This window comes from Phenylobacterium hankyongense (assembly GCF_003254505.1).
Lineage (GTDB): Bacteria > Pseudomonadota > Alphaproteobacteria > Caulobacterales > Caulobacteraceae > Phenylobacterium > Phenylobacterium hankyongense.
This window is the reverse complement of sequence record NZ_QFYP01000001.1, coordinates 1,500,618-1,521,576: the sequence shown is the minus strand read 5'-3', so window position 1 is coordinate 1,521,576 and position 20,959 is coordinate 1,500,618. Positions and strand designations below refer to the sequence as shown.

16 protein-coding genes are annotated in these 20,959 nt (G+C 70.4%); 7 read left to right on the top strand and 9 right to left on the bottom strand.

Annotated elements, in window-relative coordinates; genetic code table 11:
- Positions 1 to 40: 40 nt before the first annotated feature.
- Positions 41 to 1,030, top strand: coding sequence for a cysteine synthase A (gene cysK / locus DJ021_RS07330; RefSeq protein WP_111456920.1), 990 nt, complete (start codon positions 41 to 43; stop codon positions 1,028 to 1,030).
- Positions 1,027 to 1,470 carry a very short patch repair endonuclease gene (locus DJ021_RS07325; RefSeq protein ID WP_111456919.1) on the top strand — a complete coding sequence of 148 codons (444 nt, stop codon included), beginning with the start codon at positions 1,027 to 1,029 and terminating at the stop codon, positions 1,468 to 1,470. The genes cysK and DJ021_RS07325 overlap by 4 nt, the downstream gene beginning before the upstream one ends.
- A gap of 153 nt (positions 1,471 to 1,623) precedes the next feature.
- Here the strand turns inward: DJ021_RS07325 and DJ021_RS07320 are convergent, their stop codons facing one another.
- The 4 genes from DJ021_RS07320 to DJ021_RS07305 form a co-directional block, all read right to left on the bottom strand.
- Positions 1,624 to 2,100 carry an OsmC family protein gene (locus tag DJ021_RS07320; protein ID WP_111456918.1) on the bottom strand — a complete coding sequence of 159 codons (477 nt, stop codon included), beginning with the start codon at positions 2,098 to 2,100 and terminating at the stop codon, positions 1,624 to 1,626.
- Positions 2,100 to 3,887: an acyl-CoA dehydrogenase C-terminal domain-containing protein gene (locus DJ021_RS07315; protein WP_111456917.1), complete on the bottom strand. Its 1,788-nt coding sequence runs from the start codon at positions 3,885 to 3,887 to the stop codon at positions 2,100 to 2,102. Before DJ021_RS07315 ends, DJ021_RS07320 begins: the two co-directional genes overlap by 1 nt.
- A gap of 39 nt (positions 3,888 to 3,926) precedes the next feature.
- Positions 3,927 to 4,406 carry a MerR family transcriptional regulator gene (locus DJ021_RS07310; RefSeq protein WP_111456916.1) on the bottom strand — a complete coding sequence of 160 codons (480 nt, stop codon included), beginning with the start codon at positions 4,404 to 4,406 and terminating at the stop codon, positions 3,927 to 3,929.
- A gap of 103 nt (positions 4,407 to 4,509) precedes the next feature.
- Positions 4,510 to 6,189, bottom strand: a complete 1,680-nt coding sequence (locus DJ021_RS07305) for a lysine--tRNA ligase (protein ID WP_111456915.1) — start codon at positions 6,187 to 6,189, stop codon at positions 4,510 to 4,512.
- A gap of 94 nt (positions 6,190 to 6,283) precedes the next feature.
- Between DJ021_RS07305 and phnD the strand changes: the two genes are divergently transcribed.
- Entirely contained in the window at positions 6,284 to 7,276 is a 993-nt protein-coding gene (gene phnD, locus DJ021_RS07300; RefSeq protein ID WP_111456914.1) for a phosphate/phosphite/phosphonate ABC transporter substrate-binding protein, read from the top strand.
- A 77-nt stretch (positions 7,277 to 7,353) separates the two neighbouring features.
- Complete coding sequence (gene recQ / locus DJ021_RS07295; protein WP_111456913.1) at positions 7,354 to 9,216, top strand: DNA helicase RecQ; 1,863 nt, start codon at positions 7,354 to 7,356, stop codon at positions 9,214 to 9,216.
- 9 nt (positions 9,217 to 9,225) lie between these two features.
- Here the strand turns inward: recQ and DJ021_RS07290 are convergent, their stop codons facing one another.
- The 3 genes from DJ021_RS07290 to recF form a co-directional block, all read right to left on the bottom strand.
- Positions 9,226 to 11,472, bottom strand: coding sequence for a TonB-dependent receptor (locus DJ021_RS07290; protein WP_111456912.1), 2,247 nt, complete (start codon positions 11,470 to 11,472; stop codon positions 9,226 to 9,228).
- 162 nt (positions 11,473 to 11,634) lie between these two features.
- Complete coding sequence (gyrB, locus tag DJ021_RS07285) at positions 11,635 to 14,073, bottom strand: DNA topoisomerase (ATP-hydrolyzing) subunit B (RefSeq protein WP_111456911.1); 2,439 nt, start codon at positions 14,071 to 14,073, stop codon at positions 11,635 to 11,637.
- Complete coding sequence (recF, locus tag DJ021_RS07280; protein WP_111456910.1) at positions 14,070 to 15,215, bottom strand: DNA replication/repair protein RecF; 1,146 nt, start codon at positions 15,213 to 15,215, stop codon at positions 14,070 to 14,072. Before recF ends, gyrB begins: the two co-directional genes overlap by 4 nt.
- A gap of 140 nt (positions 15,216 to 15,355) precedes the next feature.
- On the opposite strand from recF, the gene DJ021_RS07275 reads away from it, so the two are divergent.
- Positions 15,356 to 16,165, top strand: a complete 810-nt coding sequence (locus DJ021_RS07275) for an isocitrate lyase/PEP mutase family protein (protein ID WP_111456909.1) — start codon at positions 15,356 to 15,358, stop codon at positions 16,163 to 16,165.
- Between the two features lie 169 nt (positions 16,166 to 16,334).
- Positions 16,335 to 19,205, top strand: coding sequence for a DNA polymerase I (polA, locus tag DJ021_RS07270; RefSeq protein ID WP_111456908.1), 2,871 nt, complete (start codon positions 16,335 to 16,337; stop codon positions 19,203 to 19,205).
- Between the two features lie 10 nt (positions 19,206 to 19,215).
- Here polA and DJ021_RS07265 read toward each other — a convergent pair whose 3' ends face one another.
- Together DJ021_RS07265 and DJ021_RS07260 are read right to left on the bottom strand one after the other, a co-directional pair.
- On the bottom strand, positions 19,216 to 19,992 hold the full coding sequence (locus DJ021_RS07265; RefSeq protein WP_207801787.1) for a metallophosphoesterase family protein: 777 nt from the start codon (positions 19,990 to 19,992) through the stop codon (positions 19,216 to 19,218).
- 89 nt (positions 19,993 to 20,081) lie between these two features.
- The gene (locus DJ021_RS07260; RefSeq protein WP_111456907.1) at positions 20,082 to 20,291 is read right to left on the bottom strand and encodes a hypothetical protein; all 210 of its coding nucleotides are present in this window, start codon (positions 20,289 to 20,291) and stop codon (positions 20,082 to 20,084) included.
- A 331-nt stretch (positions 20,292 to 20,622) separates the two neighbouring features.
- Between DJ021_RS07260 and DJ021_RS18840 the strand changes: the two genes are divergently transcribed.
- Positions 20,623 to 20,799 carry a hypothetical protein gene (locus DJ021_RS18840; RefSeq protein ID WP_165837140.1) on the top strand — a complete coding sequence of 59 codons (177 nt, stop codon included), beginning with the start codon at positions 20,623 to 20,625 and terminating at the stop codon, positions 20,797 to 20,799.
- Positions 20,800 to 20,959: the final 160 nt, after the last annotated feature.

Here is a 20,959-nt window from a genome sequence, read left to right as displayed (position 1 = left end):
TTCGCGCTCCGAAGGGCAGCCCGCGACGAAAGGTCCATCCATGGACGCCACTCCCGACAAGGTCTACGACGCCGCCCGCTATGAGCGGGCCGGCCGCGGCAGGATCTACGACTCCATCATCGACACCATCGGCGACACGCCGCTGGTGCGCCTGCCCAACCTCACCGCGGCGCTGAAGCCGAAGGGCGAGGTGGTCGCCAAGCTGGAGTTCTTCAACCCGATCGGCTCGGTGAAGGACCGCATCGGCGTGGCGATGATCGAGTACCTGGAAGCCAAGGGCGTGCTGAAGCCCGGCGGGGCGATCATCGAGCCCACCAGCGGCAACACCGGCATCGCGCTGGCCTTCGTGGCGGCCTCCAAGGGCTACAAGCTGACCCTGGTGATGCCGGAGAGCATGTCCATCGAGCGGCGCAAGATGCTGCTGCTGCTGGGCGCCAAGCTCGAGCTCACGCCGGCCGAGCGCGGCATGGCCGGCGCGGTGGCGCGGGCCAAGGAGCTGGTCGAGGCCACCCCCGGCGCGGTGATGCCGCAGCAGTTCGACAACGTCGCCAATCCGCTGATCCACCGGGTCTCCACGGCGCAGGAGATCTGGAACGACACCCAGGGCCGCGTCGACGCGGTGGTCTCCGGCGTCGGCACCGGCGGCACCATCACCGGCGTCGGCCAGGTGCTGAAGGCCCGCAAGCCCTCGGTGCGGATGATCGCGGTGGAGCCCGAGGCCTCGCCGGTGCTGTCCGGCGGCCAGCCCGGGCCGCACAAGATCCAGGGCATCGGCGCGGGCTTCGTGCCCTCCATCCTCGACCGCGGGATCATCGACGAGGTGGTCCAGGTGTCCAACGACGACAGCTTCGCGATGGCCAGGCGCGTCGCCCACGAGGAGGGCATCCCGGTGGGCATCTCCTCCGGCGCGGCGCTGGTGGCGGCCTTCGACGTAGCCAGCCGCGACGACATGGCCGGCAAGCTGGTGGTGGCGATCATCCCGAGCTTCGCCGAGCGCTACCTGTCGACGGCGCTGTTCGACGGGCTGTGACGGAACGCACCGACGTCTACGACGCGGCCAAGCGCTCCGCCGTCATGCGGCGGGTCAAGGGTCGCGACACGACGCCGGAGATGACGGTGCGCCGGGCGCTGACCGGGCTCGGCGCCCGCTATCGCCTCCATCGCAAGGACCTGCCCGGCCGGCCGGACATCGTCATGCCGGGCCGCCGCCTGGCGCTGTTCGTCCACGGCTGCTTCTGGCACGGCCACGACTGCGCCCGCGGGTCGCGCGTGCCGAAGGCCAACCGCGAGTACTGGACCGCCAAGGTCGCCCGCAACCGCGCCCGCGACCTCGCCGCCCGCGAGGCGCTGGCGGCGGCCGGCTGGCGGGTCGAGACGCTGTGGGAATGCGACCTGAAGGACGCGGTCGCGCTGCGGGCGCGGCTGGCGGAGCTCCTCGCGCCTTCTCCCCGTGTGGGCGATGACGGATGACGGGTCGCTCGGCCATCCCACACCAGTCATCCCCGCGAAAGCGGGGACCCAGGCTTTTTCTGTAGCTGACCCTGTCTGGCCACCGCGTGCGCGCGATACGCCCAAACGCCAAAACACATGGGTCCCCGCTTTCGCGGGGATGACCGGAGCCCCCTACTCGACGGCTTGGCGTTCCTGCACCACCACCTCGGTCTTGATCGAATTGGCGATGAAGCAGACCTCGTGGGCGAGGTGGTGCAGGTGGTCGCGCTCGGCCGGCGTGGGCTGGCGGCCTTCGTAGGCGATCGCCGGGCGCAGGGTGATGCGGGTGACGGCCAGCCGCCCCTCGGGGTTCTTCTCCATCACCCCCTCGGCCTCGTCGCGGTAGCCGGTGACGATGAACCCAGCCTCCCGCGCCACGTGCAGGAAGCTCAGCATGTGGCAGGTGGCGAGCGAGGCCACCAGCATCTGCTCCGGATCGACCGCGCCGGGCGCCGCCCACCTGGTCCCCACCACGTGGTGGGAGGCGGTGCCGGGGATCTGCGGCCCGTCCTCGAAGCTCACCGCATGGCCGCGACCGTAGCGGCCCTTCAGGAAGTCCTCCCCCGGCGCGGTGAGCGACCAGTCGGCGGTGGCGCGATAGACGGCCATCAGAACGCCTCGGCCGGCAGCGCCATCATGGCCTCCGACCCGGTCTTCAGCTTGGCCAGGTGCGAGGCGGTCTCCGGCAGGACGCGCTCGACGTAGTAGCGGCCGACCGCCAGCTTCTCGGCGTACAGCGGGTCGGTGTCGCCGGCGGCGATCCGCGCCTGCGCGGCCTTGGCCATCAGCGCCCACATGAAGCCCAGCCCGGTCAGGCCGAACAGGTGCAGGTAATCGGTGGAGGCCGCGCCGGCGTTCTCGGGGTTGGCGAGGCCGTTCTGCATCAGCCACATGGTGGCCTCCTGCAGCTGGCCCTTGGCCTGGGCCAGCGGCGCGGTGAACGGCGTCAGCGCCGGATCGGCCTCGTTGGCCTCCACGAAGGCGTCGAGCTCGGCGAAGAAGCTCATCACCGCGCGGCCGCCGTCGGCGGCGAGCTTGCGGCCCACCAGGTCCAGGGCCTGTACGCCGTTGGTTCCCTCGTAGATCAGCGCGATGCGCACGTCGCGCAGGTACTGGCTGACCGGGAAGTGCTCGGTGAAGCCGGCGCCGCCGTGCACCTGCATGGCGTCCGAACAGACCCGGAAGCCGCGGTCGGTCAGGAAGGCCTTCAGCACCGGGGTCAGGAGCGCCATGTAGTCGTGGCCCTTCTGGCGCACGGCCTCGTCGGGACTGGCGTGCGCCAGGTCGCCCTGCAGCGCGGTCCACAGCAGGAAGGCGCGGCCGCCCTCCACCACGGCGCGGGAGTCCATCAGCATCCGCCGCACGTCGGGATGGACGATGATCGGGTCGGCCGGGCCGTCGGGGTTCTTCGGCCCGGTCAGCGAACGGCCCTGCAGCCGCTCCTTCGCGAACGCCGCCGCCGCCTGGTAGGCGGCTTCCGCCTGGGCGACGCCCTGCAGGCCGACGCCGATGCGGGCCTCGTTCATCATCACGAACATCAGCGACAGGCCGCGGTTCTCCTCGCCCACCAGCCAGCCGGTGGCCTCCTCGTGGCCGATCACGCAGGTGGCGTTGCCGTGGATGCCCATCTTCTCTTCCAGGCCCAGGCACTTCACCGCGTTGCGCGCGCCGGGATTGCCCTGGGCGTCCGGGATGAACTTCGGCACGATGAACAGGCTGATGCCGCGCGTCCCCTGCGGCGCGCCTTCGATCCTGGCCAGCACCAGGTGGATGATGTTCTCGGTCAGGTCGTGCTCGCCGCCGGAAATCCAGATTTTCTGGCCCGAAATTCGGTAGCTGCCGTCGGCCTGCGGGACCGCCTTGGTGCGCAGCAGGCCAAGGTCCGTGCCGCAGTGCGGCTCGGTGAGGTTCATGGTCCCGCCCCACTGGCCCGAGGCCAGCTTCGGCAGGTAGAGGTCCTTCTGCGCCGGGGAGCCGCCGTTGAGGATCGCCGAATAGGCCCCGTGGGTCAGGCCCGGATACATGGAAAACGCCATGTTGGCGCCCGACGACATCTCCGAGAACGCCAGGTTGACCACCGCCGGCAGGCCCTGGCCGCCGTAGTTGGGATCGGCCCCCAGCGCCGGCCAGCCGCCCTCGACCAGCTGGCGGTAGGCGGCCTGGAAGCCGGTCGGCGTCTTGACCGTGAAGTCGGGGCTCCAGCGGCAGCCTTCCTTGTCCCCGACGCGGTTCAGCGGCGCCAGCACCTCGGCGGTGAAGCGGCCGGCCTCCTCGAGGATCTGGTCGACGGTGTCGATGCTGGCGTCGGCGAAGGCCGGCAGGTTGGCGTAGCGCTCCAGCTCGAGCACGTCGCGCAACAGGAAGGCGTAGTCCCGAACGGGAGGCTGGTAGGTCATGGACGCTCCGGATCTCGCCTCCGGGCGCGGGGCCCGCGGCTACTTGGCTTCGCTATGTTCCACGCCGTCGAGGCGATGGCGCAACATCTGATCGTAATCGGCGGCGCGGGGAAGCAGGTCCGGCCGGGTTTCGGTCAGCCGCTTCTCCATGGCCTCGACGCCGAGCTTCAGTTCCTTGATGGCCTTGTCGATGTCGAGCTTCTGGTTCTCCAGCGCCAGGATCCGCTCGCGGAACTTGCGCAGCGACTTGGCCGCCTGCTGGGCGCCGCCATCGTCGACCTCATAGAGGTCGAGGATCTCGCCGATCTCGGCCAGGGCCAGGCCGACGCGCTTGCCGCGCAGGATCAGCTGCAGCCGGGCGCGGTCCTTGTAAGAATAGACCCGGTTCATGCCGTCGCGCGCCGGAGCCAGCAGCCCCTTGTCCTCGTAGAAGCGCAGGGCGCGCGGCGTGCATTTGAATTCCAGGCAGAGCTGGCGGATGGTGAAGGTGCGGCTGGGCCGCCGCAGGTCGTTCGGCATGGCGTCCTCCCTGGACGCTGTTGATTATGCCTGACAGCGTAAAGCCGTCTTTCCGTTTACGTCAAGGTCAGCCGGTATCGCCGATGCCTGAACCTCGTTCGCCCTAGGCGGCGGCGAGCTCGCCGGCCAGCGCCCGCTCGATCAGGGCGATGGTGCGCTCGATCCCGAAGATCGCCACGAAGGAGCCGAAGCGGGGGCCCTGGCTCTGGCCCAGCAGCACCTCGTAGAGGGCCCCGAACCAGGCGCGCAGCGGCTCGAAGCCGGCCGCCTTGCCGACCTCGAACACCTCGTTCTGGATCGCCTCGGCGTCGGCGCCCGGCGGCAGGGCCCGCAACCGCGCCACCAGGTCCTCCATCGCCGTCCGCTCCCGCGCGTCCGGGGCGCGGAAGGTCTTCGCCGGCTTCACGAAGTCCTCGTAGTAGTTGATCGCGTAGCCGGCGAGCTGGTCGAGCAGCGGCTCGGTGGCCGGCGTCGCGCCGGGGATGTAGCGCTCCAGGAAGCCCCACAGGATGTCCTTGGTCGAGGCGTCGGCCGCCGACACCAGGTTCAGCAGCAGCGAGAAGCTCACCGGCGAGCCACGCTCCGGCGGCGCGCCGCGGTGCACGTGCCAGGCGGGGTTGTCGATGGCCGGCGCGCCGCTCTCGGCGCGGGCGCGGTTGTAGGCGTCGAGCTGCTGCAGGTACTCGTCGGTGGCCTTGGGGATGACGTCGAAATAGAGCCGCTTGGCCGACTTCGGCGACTGGTACATGTAGTAGGCCAGGCTCTCCGGCGTGCCGTAGCGCAGCCACTCCTCCATGGTCAGGCCGTTGCCCTTGGACTTGGAGATCTTCTGGTTGTTCTCGTCCATGAACAGCTCGAAGTGGAAGGCCTCCGGCGGCTCGCCGCCCAGCGCCTTGGCGATGCGGTTGGAGATCCGCACCGAGTCCACCAGGTCCTTGCCGGACATCTCGTAGTCGACCGACAGCGCCACCCAGCGCGCCGCCCAGTCGGGCCGCCATTGCAGCTTCACGTGGCCGCCGGTCACCGGGACCTCGGTCAGCGTGCCGTCCTCGTCGGGGAAGGTGATGGTGCCCTTCTCGACGTTGCGCGCGATCGTCGGGGCCTGCAGCACCCGGCCGCTGGTCGGGCTGATCGGCAGGAACGGCGAATAGGTGGCCCGGCGCTCTTCGCCCAGCGTCGGCAGCATGATCGCCTGCACGGCGTCGAACCGCTCCAGGATGCGCAGCAGCACCGCGTCGAAGCGGCCGGACTTGTAGGTCTCGGTGGACGACATGAAGGTGTAGTCGAAGCCGAAGCCGTCGAGGAAGGCGCGCAGCCGGGCGTTGTTGTGCGCCCCGAAGCTCTCGTGCTCGCCGAACGGATCGCGGACGCTGGTCACCGGCTTGTCGCGGTCCAGCTCCAGCAGTTCGCGGTTGGGCACGTTGTCGGGGATCTTCCGGAACCCGTCCATGTCGTCGGAGAAGACGATCAGCTGCGTCGGAATGGCGTCCTCGGTCAGCGCCCGGAAGGCCGTGCGCACCATGGTCGGCCGCGCGGCCTCCCCGAACGTGCCCATGTGCGGCAGGCCCGACGCCCCGTAACCGCACTGGAACACCACCGGCTCAAGCAGGGCCGGCAGGGTGCGGACCGCCTCGGCGAACTTGCCCTGGGCGAACAGCGTCGCGGCCAGGTCGCGCTCGGCGTCGCTGAGCCGCAGGCGCAGCACCCGCTCCAGCAGCCCGCGGGCCTGTTCGAAGGGCCAGCTCTTCGCCTCGCGGGCCGGATGGGAAAGACCTTGCAACATGGGGGCGCCACTACGCTGCGGCGGCGGGCGGCTCAAGCGGAGTTTTGCCGTGCGGTCGTGAACCTGCCTATGCTCGCGCCAGGGGGAACCGCAGATGATCACACGTCGCCTCGCCTTGGCCGTCGCGCTCGCGGCCCTCGCCGGCTGCTCGAAGCCCGCGCCGAAGACCGCCGCGCCGCAGACGCTGACCTTCTCCATCGTCTCCACCGAGGGCGCCCAGACCCAGCTGCAGGAGTGGGGCCCGTTCCTGAAGGACATGGAGGCCGCCACCGGCATGAAGGTGAAGCCGTTCTTCGGCAGCAACTATTCGGCGCTGATCGAGGCGCTGCGCTTCAAGCAGGCGGACCTCGGCTGGTTCACCAACCAGTCGGGCCTGGAGGCGGTGCGCCGGGCCGGGGGCGAGGTGTTCGCCCGCACCACCCATCCCACCGGGCCGGACGGCTACCAGGGGGTGATCATCGTCCGGAAGGGCTCCGGGATCACCCTCGACCGCATCCTGAAGTGCGACCGCACCCTCGACTTCGGCATGGGCGACGCCAAGTCCACGTCCGGCACCCTGGCGCCGATGACCTACCTGTTCGGGCCGCGCGGCCTCGACCCCGCCACCTGCTTCAAGACCGTGCGCTCCGCCAACGCCGAGGCGAACCTCTATGCGGTGGGCTCCGGCGTGCTGCCGGCGGCGACCAACAACACCCGCTCCATTGACCGGCTGGGCGCGATCGACACGCCCCTGGCCCGCAAGACGCTGGCCAGCCTCGAGGTGATCTGGCGCTCGCCGACCATTCCGGAGGACCCGATGATCTGGCGCGCCGACCTCGACCCGGCCACCAAGGCCAAGGTGGCGAAGTTCATCTTCAGCTACGGCGTCGGCGACACCCCGGAAGCCAAACGCCAGCGGGCGATCCTGGAGCGCATCCAGACCGGCCCCTTCAAGCACGCGGACAACTCCCACCTGCTGCCGGTGCGCGAGATGGAGGCCACCGGCCAGCTGGTGGCGGCGAAGGGCAAGCACGACGCCGCGGCGATCGCCAAAGCGCAGGCCGCCCTGACCCAGATCAAGACCGAGGCCGCCGCCGCGCATCCGTGATCCTCCTCCCCTTGCGGAAGAAGGATTGCCTTTGCGACGCATGGCGTTCGGGCTGAGTCGGCCCCATAACCGGCGCGATGCCCGTCGCCCTCGCCGAACCTGACCTGACCCCGCTCGACCAGGCGCGGGAGATCCTGCGACGCACCTTCGGCCACGCGGATTTCCGCGGCATGCAGGCCGACGTCATCGCCGAGGTGCTGGCGGGCCGCAGCGCGCTGGCGGTGCTGCCCACCGGCGGCGGCAAGAGCCTCTGCTACCAGATCCCCAGTATGATCCGCCCGGGCCTGGGGCTGGTGGTCTCGCCGCTGATCGCGCTGATGACCGACCAGGTGGCGGCCATGCAGCAGTCCGGCGTGGCGGCGGCGCGGCTGGATTCCAACATCGACCCCTCCGAGAAGGCCGAGACCTGGCGGCGGATCGACGCCGGCGAGCTCGACCTCCTCTACCTGTCGCCGGAAGGGCTGATGCAGCCCTGGATGATGGACCGGCTGGCGCGCACGCCGCTGGCGCTGATCGCCATCGACGAAGCCCACTGCGTCAGCCAGTGGGGCCACGACTTCCGCCCCGAGTACCGGATGCTAGGGCGGCTGGCGGAGATCTTCCCCGACGTGCCGCGGCTGGCGGTCACCGCCACCGCCGACGCCCGCACCCGCGACGACATCCGCGGCGAGCTGAAGCTCACCGGCTCCAGGGAGTTCGTGGCCAGCTTCGCGCGGCCGGAGCTGATCCTGTCGGCGGAGCGCAAGCGCGGCGCGGCGCAGAAGCGGGTGGTGGAGCTGGTCACCGCCCGGCCCAACCGCTCCGGCGTGGTCTACGCCGGCTCCCGCGACGGCACGGAGAAGATCGCCGAGGCCCTGCGCGCCGCCGGCGTGCCGGCGCTGGCCTACCACGCCGGCCTGGAACGGACCCTGCGCACCCAGCGGCTGGAGGAATTCCTAGAGGCCGACGCGGCGGTGATGGTGGCGACCATCGCCTTCGGCATGGGGGTCGACAAGCCGGACGTGCGCTTCGTCATCCACGCCGATCCGCCCGCCTCCATCGAGGCCTACTGGCAGGAGATCGGCCGCGCCGGCCGCGACGGCGACCCGGCCGAGGGGATCACCCTCTACGGCGCCTCCGACCTCGCCTGGGCCCTGCGCCGGATCGGCGAGCGCGACGTGGACGAGCAGGTCAAGCAGGTGCAGGTCCGCAAGGTCCGCCAGCTCTACACCCTGCTGGACGGCACCGGCTGCCGGGCCGGCGCGGTGCGCCGCTACTTCGGCGAGGAGGGCGTCGAGGCCTGCGGCCAGTGCGACCTGTGCACCGGCGCCGTGGAGACCACCGACGCCACCGAGGCGGCGCAGAAGGCCCTGTCCGCCGCCCACCGGCTGGCCGGCCGCTTCGGCCGCGGGCGCCTGGTCGATCACCTGCTGGGCAAGACCAAGGACGTCAGCGCCCAGGAATCCTCGCTCTCCACCTGGGGCATCGGGACCGAGTTCAACGCCACCCAGTGGCGCGACCTGACCGAACAGCTGCTGTTCGAGGGGCTGTTGCGCGAGGACCCCAACGACGGCCGTCCTCTGGTGGGACTGGGCGACGCCGAGGCCGTGCGGGCGGTGTTCCGCGGCGAGCGGCGCGTGGCCATGCGCAAGCATCCGGAGGGGCCGGAGGACTCAGGCCGCGCCGGCGGCCGCACCCGCAAGCGGGGCCGCGAGGCCATGGCCGCCCTGCCCCCCGCCGACCAGCCGCTGTTCGAGGCGCTGCGGGCCTGGCGCTCCAGCGAGGCCAAGTCGCAGCACGTGCCGCCCTATGTGATCTTCCACGACCGCACCCTGGCCGAGATCGCCCGCGTGCGCCCCGGCAGCCGCGCCGCCCTGGAGCGCCTCAACGGCGTCGGCGAAGGCAAGCTCGCCCGCTACGGCGAGGCGGTGCTCGAAGTCGTCAGCGGCTTCGAGGGCTAGGCGCGATCGTCAGAACGTCGTCTTCACCTCGACGCCGATGGTGCGGGGGTCGTTGATGAAGCCGGTCAGGTTGTTGAAGTCGATGCCGCCTTCCAGCGAGCGGTCGTCGGTGATGTTGCGCCCGAAGAGCGCGGCTTCCCACTTGCCGCCCGCCGCCCGGTAGCCGAGCCGCAGGCCGCCTTCCAGCAGGTGGTCGTCGGTGAACTCCACCGAGTTGTAGAGGAAGAAGTTGATCTTCGAGCGGTAGGCCCAGTCGGTGAACACGAAGAACTCGCCCTCGCCGTACGGAATGGCGTAGCGCGCCGTCAGGTTGGCGATCCAGCGCGGCGCATTGGGCAGGCTGTTGCCGTCGATATTGACCGTCCCGGGCACGGCGCCGGCCGGATCCAGCACGGTGCAGCCGCCGCCGCAGGGCTGGGTGACCAGGTTCGGGTCGTCGATCTCGGTGTGGTTGTAGGACAGGCCCGCGGTCAGCAGCAGGTGCTCGACCGGCTGCGCCTCGCCGTTGAACTCGAAGCCGTAGCCGGTGGCGTGCCTGGCGTTGATCAGCCGGTTGAAGTTGGCCCCGCCGCCCACCGCGGTGAGCTGCAGGTCGTTCACGCGGTAGTAGAAGACGTCGGCGTCCAGGCGCACGCGGCGGTCGAACAGGTCGGCCTTGTAGCCGGCCTCGTAGGACATCAGCGTCTCCTTGGTGGCGACGGAGATGGTGTCGCCGAACAGCAGCCGGCCCTGGATCGAGGGCGCGCGGTAGCCCTTGGCGATCCGGGCGTAGAGGTTGGCGGTGTCGCTCAGCGCATAGGTGGTGTTGAGGTTGAAGCTGACGTCGTCGCTGTTGGGGTTGGCGCGCAGCACCGGCGTCGGCGGCGCGCCGAACGGCGAGACCAGCCGCTGGGCCAGGAAGTCCTTCTTGTCGTTGGAATAGCGAAGGCCGCCGCCCACCGTCCATTGCGGGGTGAGCTTGTAGTCTGCGTTGCCGAACAGCGCCCAGGAGGTGGTCTTCTGGTGCTGGTAGGCGTAGCCGTCCTGCGCCCCGCCGGCGAGGGTGTTGTAGTCGAAGCTGTCGATCTTGACGTCTTCGAAGAAGTAGAAGGCGCCCACGGTGTAGCTCAGGGCGTCGCGCTGGCCGGCCAGCCGCAGCTCCTCGCTCCATTGCGCATGATAGGGCATGCCGTCGGCGCTTTCCGACGGGAAGGGGATGAGGCCGGGGCCGGAGGGCGGGGCGAAGACCGCGCCGAAGCCGCCGTCGATGTCGCCGTGCGACAGGGCGGTGACCGCCTCGTAGCCGGTGATCGAGGTCAGCACCGGGCCGCCCAGGTCATAGGTCAGCTTCAGGTTGGCGCCCTTGGCCTCGACCTTCTGGAACGACCGCGTCTGGGCGTCCTGGGCGATCTTCTCCGGGTCGAAGCCGGGGACGAAGTCGTTGGTCCCCTTCTGGATGATGTTGGCGCGGAAGATCTGCGGCGTGCCGTCCAGGTGCATGTAGTGGACGTTGGCCAGCGCGCTGAACTGGCTGTTCGGGGTGTAGAGCAGCTGGCCGCGCAGGGCGTACTCGTCGTAGCCGCCGGTGGCGTTGTCCTGATGGGTGAAGGTGTTGTCGATCCAGTCGTCGCGGTGCTGGTAGAGCGCCGAGATGCGGCCGGCCAGGACGTCCGGGACGATCGGGCCGGAGACCGCGCCCTCGAGGTTGGTGGTCCCGTAGGTCGCGTAGGAGGCCTGGGCGTAGCCGCCGAAGGTCTGGCCGGGCTTGGCGGAGTCGAACTTCAGCACCCCGGCCGGGGTGTTGCGGCCGAACAGGGTGCCTTGCGGCCCGCGCAGCACTTCCACCTGGTCGATGTCGAAGAGCGGGAAGCCCTTCAGGATCGGACTCTCCAGCACCACGTCGTCATAGACGAAGGACACCGGCTGCGAGGCGTTGAGGTCGAAGTCGGTGTTGCCGAGCCCGCGGATATAGGGCCGCGGGAAGGTGCGGCCGAAGCTGGATTCCAGCGTCAGGCTGGGCGCCCGCGAGGACAGCACCCGGATGTCGCCGCCCGAGGAGCGGATGACGTCCAGCTTCTCGCCGCCCATCGCGGTCACCGAGACCGGGACGTCGTTGATGTTCTCCAGCCTCTTCTGGGCGGTCACCACCACCTCGCCGAGGACGGTCGGCCCCGCCTCCTGGGCCATCGCCTGGCCGGCGAAACCGGCGCCCAGCGCCATTGCGGCCGCCGCCGCGCCCATCGTCAGCGCCGACCGCCGCGAGCTCATCCGGATCATCGCCACATCCCCTGTCGCGCCGAACCGGCGCTACCCTGGAGGAGCGTTTAGCGAAACCGACACACTGACGTCACTCTAGTGTCACGCAGGCGGGCCGATCGGAAGCCTTCGGGGCTCATTTTCGGACGCCGGTGGGACATTTCTGCACCGGTGGCGCTTGGCCTAGACGTCGACCTCGGCGTCGAGGGCGTTCTCCTGGATGAACTCGCGGCGCGGCTCGACCAGGTCGCCCATCAGCCGGCTGAACATGTCGCTGGCGTCGTCGCTGTGGGTGACCTTGACCTGCAGCAGGGTGCGGGCGTTGGCGTCCAGCGTGGTCTCCCAGAGCTGGTCGGCGTTCATCTCGCCGAGGCCCTTGTAGCGCTGCACGGAGAGGCCGCGGCGGCCGTTGTCCATCACCGCATTGACCAGGTCGATGGGGCCGCGGACCTGGGTGGTGCGGTCCTTGCGGGTGTAGGTCGCGCGGCCGGAGAAGATCTCCGCCAGCTCCTTCGAGCGTTCCGCCAGGCGGCGCGCGTCGGCGGCGTGCAGCAGCAACTCGTCAAGCACGATGCGCTCGGAGACGCCGCGCTTCACGCGCGAGAACACGTAGCTGTTCTGCGCCCCGGGCTCGCCGGTCCAGGCCCCGTCGCCCTCCTCGGCGTAGAGGTCCAGCCGCTTCGCCGCCGCGGCGGGGTCGCCGCCCTCGGCCAGCAGGCCGGCCAGCGCCGCCTGCTCGATGGCGAAGGCCGGGGCCCGGGCGGCCAGCCGCTCGACGTTGGCCTTGGCCCCGCGGGCGGTCTGCACCATGGCCAGCAGGTCGCGGCCGGTCAGCCGCTCGCCGCTGGAGAGCTCCAGGGTGGCCCCCTCGACGCCCTCGTCGATCAGGTAGATCTCGAGCTCGGGATCGTCCTTCAGGTAGCGCACCGACTTGCCCTTGGAGGCCTTATAGAGCGGCGGCTGGGCGATATAGAGGTAGCCGCGCTCGATCACCTCCGGCATCTGCCGGTAGAAGAAGGTCAAGAGCAGGGTGCGGATGTGGGCGCCGTCGACGTCGGCGTCGGTCATCAGCACGATCTTGTGGTAGCGCAGCTTCTCGATATTGAAGTCTTCGCTGCCGATGCCGGCGCCCAGGGCGGTGATCAGGGTGCCGATCTGCTCGGAGCCCAGCATCTTGTCGAAGCGGGCGCGCTCGACGTTGAGGATCTTGCCCCGCAGCGGCAGGATCGCCTGGTTGTCGCGGTTGCGGGCCTGCTTGGCCGAGCCGCCGGCCGAATCCCCCTCGACGATGAAGATCTCGGACTTGGCCGGGTCCTTCTCGGCGCAGTCGGCGAGCTTGCCGGGCAGGGACGAGATATCCAGCGCCGACTTGCGCCGCGTCAGCTCACGCGCCTTGCGGGCCGCCTCGCGGGCGGCGGCCGCCTCGGCGATCTTCTGGACGATCAGCCGCGCCTCGGTGGGATGCTCCTCGAACCAGCTGGCGAGCCCCTCCTGCACCAGGCCCTCGACGGCCGGACGCACCTCGGAGGAGACCAGCTTGTCCTTGGTCTGGGAGGAGAACTTCGGGTCCGGCACCTTCACCGACAGCACGCAGGTCAGGCCCTCGCGGGCGTCCTCGCCGGACACCGAGACCTTCTCGCGCTTCGCCGCGCCGGAACTCTCCGCATAGTTGGAGATGATCCGCGTCAGGGCCGAGCGGAACGCCGCCAGGTGGGTGCCGCCGTCGCGCTGCGGGATGTTGTTCGTGAAGCACAGGACGTTCTCGTGGTAGCCGTCGTTCCACCACAGCGACAGGTCCAGCTCGACGTTCTCGCGCTTGCCGCGGATGACGATCGGGGTCTTCAGGAGCGGCGTCTTGGCCTTGTCCAGGTGGCGCACGAAGGCCTCGATGCCGCCCTCGTAGTGCATCACCTCGACGAACGGCTCGGCCTCGCGGTTGTCCTTCAGCCAGATGGTCACGCCGGAGTTCAGGAAGGCGAGCTCGCGCAGCCGGTGCTCCAGGGTCTTCCGGTCGAAGTCGATGAAGGCGAAGGTCTGCAGCGACGGCAAGAAGGTGACTTCGGTGCCCGACAGGAACTCGCCGTTCTCGCGCAGCGGCGCCTTGCCGGTCACCGCCAGCGGCGAGACCGCGTCGCCGTTCCGGAATTCCATCTCGTGGGCGATGCCGCCGCGATAGACCTTCAGCTTCAGCCACTCGGACAGCGCGTTGACCACCGAGACGCCGACCCCGTGCAGGCCGCCGGAGACCTTGTAGGAGTTCTGGTCGAATTTCCCGCCGGCGTGCAGCTGGGTCATGATCACCTCGGCCGCCGAGATGCCCTCGCCCTCGTGGATGTCGGTGGGGATCCCGCGGCCGTCGTCGGTGACGGTGACCGAGCCGTCGGCGTTGAGGATCACCTCCACCCGCGTCGCCCAGCCGGCCAGGGTCTCGTCGATGGCGTTGTCCACCACCTCGTAGACCATGTGGTGCAGGCCCGAGCCGTCGTCGGTGTCGCCGATGTACATGCCCGGCCGCTTGCGCACCGCATCCAGGCCCTTCAGGACCTTGATCGATTCAGCGCCGTACTCGGCCTGGCCGTTGTTCTCGGGCGTGTTGTCGGGGATCTGCGTCTCGTCGGTCATTGCGTGTCCAGGATGGCGAGGCCGGAGGCGTCCACACGGACCCCCTGGGCCCGGCCTTGCAGGTCTTCAAACAGGTGCTCGTCGGTTCCGGTCAGGAAGGCCTGGAGCCCGAGCGCCTCGATCTCGTCGAACAGCGCGGCCCGCCGGCGGCGGTCCAGGTGCGCTGCGACTTCGTCCAGCAACAATATAGGGTTTGGCGCTGATTCTGCACGCGCAAGACGCGCCGCCTGGGCCAGAACGAGGTTCAAAATCAGCGCTTTCTGCTCGCCGGTCGAGCATTCGGCGGCGGGGCGGTCCTTTTCGGCGTGGATCACCGCCAGGTCGCCGCGGTGCGGGCCCGTCAGGGCGCGGCCGGCGGCGGCGTCGCGGTCGCGGGCCGCGGCCAGGGCGCGGGCCAGCTTCGCCTCGATGTCGGCGATCTCGGCGCCTTCGGCCGCCATCTGCTCCCACTCGCCGGTGAGGCTGAGCTGCGCTTGCGGAAAGGGCCGCTCGCCGCGGGTGTCGATCTCGTCCTGCAGGGCCGCCAGCGTCCGGGCGCGGGCCTCGGCCATCAGGGCGCCGGCCTCCGCCAGCCGGGCCTCCAGGGCGTCGAGCCAGACCGGATCGGCCGGGCCGTCGGTAAGCAGGCGCATGCGCTCGCGGTTGGCCTTGTCGTAGACCTGGGCGTGGGCGGCGTGGCGGGGCTCGGCGGCGAACACCAGCCGGTCGAAGAACCTGCGCCGCTCGCCGGCCCCCTCCAGGAACAGCCGGTCCTGGGCCGGGGTCAGCCAGACCTGCCGCAGGTGCTCGGCCAACCGGCCGGGCGGCACGGTCTCGGCCTCCAGGCGCACGGTGCGCCGCGCGGCGCCGGCCTGCTCGACGCCGGTGCCGAGCCGGGTCTCCTCGCCGTCGGCGGAGATCACCGCCGCCACCGCCCAGGCGCGGCCCTGGGCCTCGCCCGGCAGCCGGCGGCCGACCTCGGCCAGGCTCGCCCCGCGCAGGCCGCGGCCCGGGGTGAAGAAGCTCACCGCCTCCAGGAGGTTGGTCTTCCCCGCCCCGTTCGGCCCCACCAGGAACACCGGCGCCCCGCTCAGGACGAGCTCGGCCGTCGCGTAGGAGCGGAAGTCCGAGAGGGTCAGGCGGGTGAGGGCCGTGGAGGTCACGCCGCGGTCATACAGGGTTTCTCGGGCGCGGGCAGGGTTTCGCGCGCGCGTGCGACGCTGCGTCGAGGTCCGTTTTCCGCGAGCGGCGCATCGCAATCCTCCCCATATTGGGGCAACGAGCTTGAGCGGAGGAGATCCGGATGGACCAGACCAGCAAGGCCGAGCAGTTCAAGACCCTGCACCATGGCGCCGAGATCCTGGTGCTGCCGAACGCCTGGGATGCGGCGAGCGCGGCGATCATGGAGGACGCCGGCGCCAAGGCGGTGGCGACTTCCTCGGCGGCGGTGGCCTGGGCGCACGGCTATCCGGACGGCGACGCCGTGCCGACCGACAAGGTGCTGACCACCGTCGCCGAGGTGGCGCGGGTGGTCTCGGTCCCGGTGACCGCCGACGTGGAGGGCGGCTACACCGACGACCTCGGCCAACTGGGCGAGTTCATCGCGCGGCTGATCCAGGCCGGCGCGGTGGGGATCAACTTCGAGGACGGAACGCGCGACCCCGAGCTGCATGCCCGCAAGGTCGAGGCGGTGCGCCAGGCCGCCGACCGGGCCGGGGTCCCGCTGTTCATCAACGCCCGCATCGACGTCTATCTGAAGGGGCTGGCCGAGGGCTCCGCCGCCTATGCCGAGACCGTGCAGCGGGCGGAGCGCTACCGGACCGCGGGCGCGGACGGCATCTTCGTGCCCGGGCCGAAGGACGACGACCTGATCGGCCGACTGGCGGACGCCATCCACCTGCCGCTGAACATCATGCTGCTGCCGGGCCTGTCGCCGGCCGCGCGGCTGCAGGCGCTGGGCGTGCGGCGGCTGAGCTCGGCGACCTCGCCGTTCCGCGCCGCCTACGCCACCCTCGGCAAGGCGGTCGCCGGCTACCTGGAAAGCGGCGAGGCGGCCGCCTTCTCCGCGGGGGCCGAGGGCCTGCCCAACCTCAACACGCGGTTCTCCGTCTGAACTCGTCATCACCCGGCTCGTCCGGGTGATCCATCCCAAGGCCGAACGTCGTCAACCGCGGAACGGCTTTGGGCTGGGTGGCCCGGACGAGCCGGGCCATGACGAACGAGGATGGGCTCGCCGCTTCGTCGCAGATGACCTTCGCGCCCGGCCGCCCTATCTTGCCCTCATGACCGACACGCTCGACGCCGCCCCGCAGACCCTGGACGAGATCCCGCGCGAACCGACGCAGGACGGACCCAAGGTCCGGCTCTACCTGGTGGACGGGTCGGGGTTCATCTTCCGCGCCTTCCACGCCCTGCCGCCGCTGACCCGCAAGTCGGACGGCCTGCCGGTGGGCGCGGTGCAGGGCTTCTGCAACATGCTGTGGAAGCTGCTGGTCGACATGAAGGCCTCGGACGACGCGCCGACCCACCTGGCGGTGGTGTTCGACCATTCCGAGCAGACCTTCCGCAACAAGCTCTACGACAAGTACAAGGCCCACCGCCCGCCGCCGCCGGAGGATCTGCGGCCGCAGTTCCCGCTGGTGCGCGACGCCACCCGGGCGTTCGGTGTGCCCTGCCTGGAGCTGCCCGGCTACGAGGCCGACGACCTGATCGCCGCCTACGCCTGCAAGGTCCGCGACTTCGGCGGCGAGGTGGTCATCGTCTCCTCCGACAAGGACCTGATGCAGCTGGTGGGCCCGCAGGTCACCATGCTGGACACCATGAAGAACGTCCGCATCGGGCCCGAGCAGGTCGTCGAGAAGTTCGGCGTTCCGCCGGACAAGGTCGTCGATGTGCAGGCCCTGTGCGGCGACTCGGTGGACAACGTCCCCGGCGCCCCGGGCATCGGCATCAAGACCGCCTCGGCCCTGATCCTCGAATACGGCGATCTCGATACGCTGTTGTCGCGCGCCCACGAGATCAAGCAGGACAAGCGCCGCCAGACGCTGATCGACTTCGCCGACCAGGTGCGGCTGTCGCGGGAACTGGTGCGGCTGGACTGCGACACCCCGCTGCCGAGCCCGATCGACGAGCTGGCGGTGGAGGACCCCGACCCGCAGGTGCTCGCCGACTTCCTGGAGCTGATGGAGTTCCGCACCCTGGCGCGGCGGGTGGTGGAGGCGCGCGGCGGCGCGGCCCCGACGGCGACCCCGGCTCCCGCCGAGACCAAGGGACCGCAGGTCCCGCAGCACGCCGCCATCGACGTCACCACCTACCAGTGCGTCCGCGACGTCGAGACCCTGGACGCCTGGATCGCCCGGGCGCGGGCGGCGGGGATCGTCGCCTTCGACACCGAGACCGACGCGCTGTCCTCGGCCAGCGCCGAGCTGTGCGGCGTGTCCCTGGCCGTGGCGCCGGGCGAGGCCTGCTACATCCCGGTCGGCCACCAGGACGAGGCCGCCGGCGGCCTCGACTTCGAGGAGCCCGCCGACCTGGCGCAGATCCCTTGCGAAGAGGTGATCGCCCGGCTCAAGCCGCTGCTGGAGGACCCCGCGGTCCTGAAGGTGGCGCAGAACGCCAAGTACGACATGGCCGTCCTCTCCCGCTACGGGATCGAGGTCGGGCCGATCGACGACACCATGCTGATCAGCTTCGTGCTGGAAGCGGGGCTGCACAAGAGCCACGGCATGGACGAGCTCGCCAAGCGCTGGCTGGACCACGAGCCGATCAGCTTCAAGACCGTGGCCGGGGCCGGCAAGGCGCAGAAGAGCTTCAAGCACGTGCCGCTGAGCGAGGCGACCTGCTACGCGGCCGAGGACTCCGACGTCACCCTGCGGCTCTACGAGCACCTGCGGCCGCGGCTGGCGCACGAGCACCTGCTGACCGTCTACGAGACCCTGGAGCGGCCGCTGCCGAAGGTGCTGGTCGAGATGGAGCTGGCCGGCGTCAAGGTCGACCCCGAGCGGCTGCGCCAGTTGTCCAACGACTTCGCGGTGCGGATGGGCGAGCTGGAGATCGAGGCCCACCGGCTGGCCGGCCGGCCGTTCAACCTCGGCTCGCCGAAGCAGATCGGCGAGGTGCTGTACCAGGAGATGGGCTTGGCCACCGGCAAGACCACCGGCACCGGCGCGACCTCCACCGACGCCTCGGTGCTGGAGGATCTGGCCGCCCAGGGCCACGAGCTGCCGCGCACCCTCCTGGACTGGCGCCAGCTGTCGAAGCTGAAGGGCACCTACACCGACAACCTGGTGGCGGCGATCTCGCCCCGCACCGGCCGGGTGCACACCTCCTTCAGCCTGGCGGCCGCCACCACCGGGCGCCTCGCCTCGTCCGACCCCAACCTGCAGAACATCCCGGTCCGCACCGAGGAGGGCCGCAAGATCCGCAAGGCCTTCATCGCCGAGCCCGGCCACGTGCTGATCAGCGCCGACTACAGCCAGATCGAGCTGCGCCTGTTGGCCCACATCGGCGACATCCCGCAGCTGAAGCAGGCGTTCAAGGACGGCCTCGACATCCACGCCATGACCGCCTCGGAGATGTTCGGGGTGCCGGTGGAAGGCATGCCGGCCGAGACCCGCCGGCGCGCCAAGGCGATCAACTTCGGCATCGTCTACGGCATCTCGGCCTTCGGCCTGGCCAACCAGCTGTCGATCCCCCGCGAGGAGGCCGGCGCCTACATCAAGACCTACTTCGACCGCTTCCCGGGGATCCGCACCTACATGGACCGCATGATCCAGCAGGTCCGCAGCCAAGCCTTCGTGACCACCATCTTCGGCCGCAAGGTCCACATCCCGGCGGCGCGCGGCAAGAGCCAGGCGGAGCGGTCCTTCGCCGACCGCGCGGCGATCAACGCCCCGATCCAGGGCGCCGCCGCCGACGTGATCCGCCGGGCCATGGTGCGCATGCCCGACGCCCTCAGAGCCGAGGGCCTGACGGCGCGCATGCTGCTGCAGGTGCACGACGAACTGGTGTTCGAGGCCCCGGAAGCCGAGGCCGAGGCGGTGATCGCGGTGGCCAAGCGGGTGATGGAATCGGCGCCGGAGCCGGCGGTGGCCCTGTCCGTGCCGCTGGTGGTCGAGGCCCGCGCCGCCGCCAACTGGGACGACGCCCACTAGCCGCGGGCCGCTACCCCCGCCGCGCGCGGGCCTGGATCAGGGTCTGGCCTTCGTCGCGCAGGCGCACGGCGGTGAGCAGGCCGGTGGCGTAGGCGCCGGTGTCGACGCCCAGCCGGTGCTTCATCAGTTGCGGCTCCTCGGCCGGGGTGTGGCCGTGGACGATCACCTTCCCGAACGGGCCACGGTCCTGCAGGAACTCATGACGGATCCACAGGAGGTCGCGCTCGGCCTGTTGCTCCAGCGGCACCCCGGGCCGCACGCCGGCGTGGACGAAGGCGTAGTCGCCCACCGTCTCCATCAGCCGCAGGTTTCCGAAGAAGCTCCGGTGGTCGGCCGGCAGGGCCTTGTCGAAGGCGTCGCGCACCCGCTGCCAGGCTTCCGCGTCGGTGCGGGTCGCGGGGGGCTGCACGCCGTAGGAGACCAGGGTCGGGCCGCCGCCGTGCTCCATCCAGGTCGCCCCGAAGCTCGGATCGTCGAGGAACTGCAGCAGGGCCTCCTCGTGGTTGCCCTTCAGCGCCACGGTCTCGAAGGCCTCGTCCGCCTGCATCCGCAGGATCAGGTCGACGACCTGCCGGCTCTCGGGCCCGCGGTCCACATAGTCGCCGAGGAAGATCAGCATCGGCCGCTCGGCCGGCGGGGCGGTCAGCACGTCCTGGCCGATGTCGCGCAACAGCGGCTCCAGCGCGTCCAGCCGCCCATGCACGTCACCGACGGCATAGACCAGCCGGCCGCCGGTGGTGGGCGGAACGTCGGGCGTACGATTGCGGCCGAACAGGCGAGCGAACAAGGAAGGCGTCCAGACTGACGGACCGCGAACATAGGTCCGCGATCCTTACCCCACAACGAACGGCGACGCTTTCCGGCGCCGCTGGCGGCTCAGCCGGCGTACCAGCCCGCGCGGTGGCCCTGGCGGATGCTGGCGGGCGCCGCGGCCGCCGGCAGCTCCCTGGCCGCCTCGATGCCCGCCAGGACGAGCCAGGCCTGCTCGGCCTGTTCGGAGGCGGTCCGCTCCTCGGCCTCGGTGGCCGCCGCCCCACGCTTGGCGCAGGTCAGGGCGTTGGCGAGATATTGCTGCTGTCGCGACATGGTTCGGCCTCGCTGGAGGCGGGAGCGCAAAGGCTCTCTCAGCTGCCGACGGCCCCAAAGCACGTGCCGGCAATGGCCCAGCCTAGCACGTCGCGGGACGCTCCGGGGCGCGATGTGGATCCTGCGCGCTGGCGGATCGTCGCGGGACCCCCATATAGGGGACGTGCGCCGTCGGGCGGGCCGCCGCCACCGAAGCGGTCAATCCTCCCGATGCGGCGCCCTTCGAGATCTCCATGTCCCTGCTTTTCGCCGCCTCTGCGCTCTGCGTGCTGGCCGCTATCGTCTTTCCCCTGGTCTACACCCTGGTCGGCGCGCGCGAAGGCCGGTCGCGGTGACCGCGCCCGAGGACCTGCAGCGCGAGAACCTCTACCTGCGCCAGCGGGTGGCCCAACTGCAGTCCGACGTCACCGACATCTCGGCCGAGGCCGGCCGGTTGCGCGAGGAACTCGAGCGCCTGCACGGCCGCAGGGCGATGCGCCCGCCCAATCCGCTGGGTAGCGGGCAGTAAATCCCGAAGCCGGGTCGAAACGGCGCGACGATTTATTCGTCGCCTCCCGAATAATTCCGAAGTTCAGCGCCGCATTGTTCGCGCGATACTGGAACTGTTCGCAAGCTTGAGCGTTATGGTTGCAAGCGGAAAGATATGCATCTTTTCCAGGAGCTCCATT

What these genes read in the sequence shown, in the direction of transcription:
- cysK (WP_111456920.1), top strand. Translation starts at nt 41, where the DNA reads ATGGACGCCACTCCCGACAAGGTCTACGACGCCGCCCGCTATGAGCGG.
- DJ021_RS07320 (WP_111456918.1), bottom strand. Translation starts at nt 2,100, where the DNA reads ATGGCCGTCTATCGCGCCACCGCCGACTGGTCGCTCACCGCGCCGGGG.
- DJ021_RS07315 (WP_111456917.1), bottom strand. Translation starts at nt 3,887, where the DNA reads ATGACCTACCAGCCTCCCGTTCGGGACTACGCCTTCCTGTTGCGCGAC.
- DJ021_RS07310 (WP_111456916.1), bottom strand. Translation starts at nt 4,406, where the DNA reads ATGCCGAACGACCTGCGGCGGCCCAGCCGCACCTTCACCATCCGCCAG.
- DJ021_RS07305 (WP_111456915.1), bottom strand. Translation starts at nt 6,189, where the DNA reads ATGTTGCAAGGTCTTTCCCATCCGGCCCGCGAGGCGAAGAGCTGGCCC.
- phnD (WP_111456914.1), top strand. Translation starts at nt 6,284, where the DNA reads ATGATCACACGTCGCCTCGCCTTGGCCGTCGCGCTCGCGGCCCTCGCC.
- recQ (WP_111456913.1), top strand. Translation starts at nt 7,354, where the DNA reads ATGCCCGTCGCCCTCGCCGAACCTGACCTGACCCCGCTCGACCAGGCG.
- DJ021_RS07290 (WP_111456912.1), bottom strand. Translation starts at nt 11,472, where the DNA reads ATGATCCGGATGAGCTCGCGGCGGTCGGCGCTGACGATGGGCGCGGCG.
- gyrB (WP_111456911.1), bottom strand. Translation starts at nt 14,073, where the DNA reads ATGACCGACGAGACGCAGATCCCCGACAACACGCCCGAGAACAACGGC.
- DJ021_RS07275 (WP_111456909.1), top strand. Translation starts at nt 15,356, where the DNA reads ATGGACCAGACCAGCAAGGCCGAGCAGTTCAAGACCCTGCACCATGGC.
- polA (WP_111456908.1), top strand. Translation starts at nt 16,335, where the DNA reads ATGACCGACACGCTCGACGCCGCCCCGCAGACCCTGGACGAGATCCCG.
- DJ021_RS07260 (WP_111456907.1), bottom strand. Translation starts at nt 20,291, where the DNA reads ATGTCGCGACAGCAGCAATATCTCGCCAACGCCCTGACCTGCGCCAAG.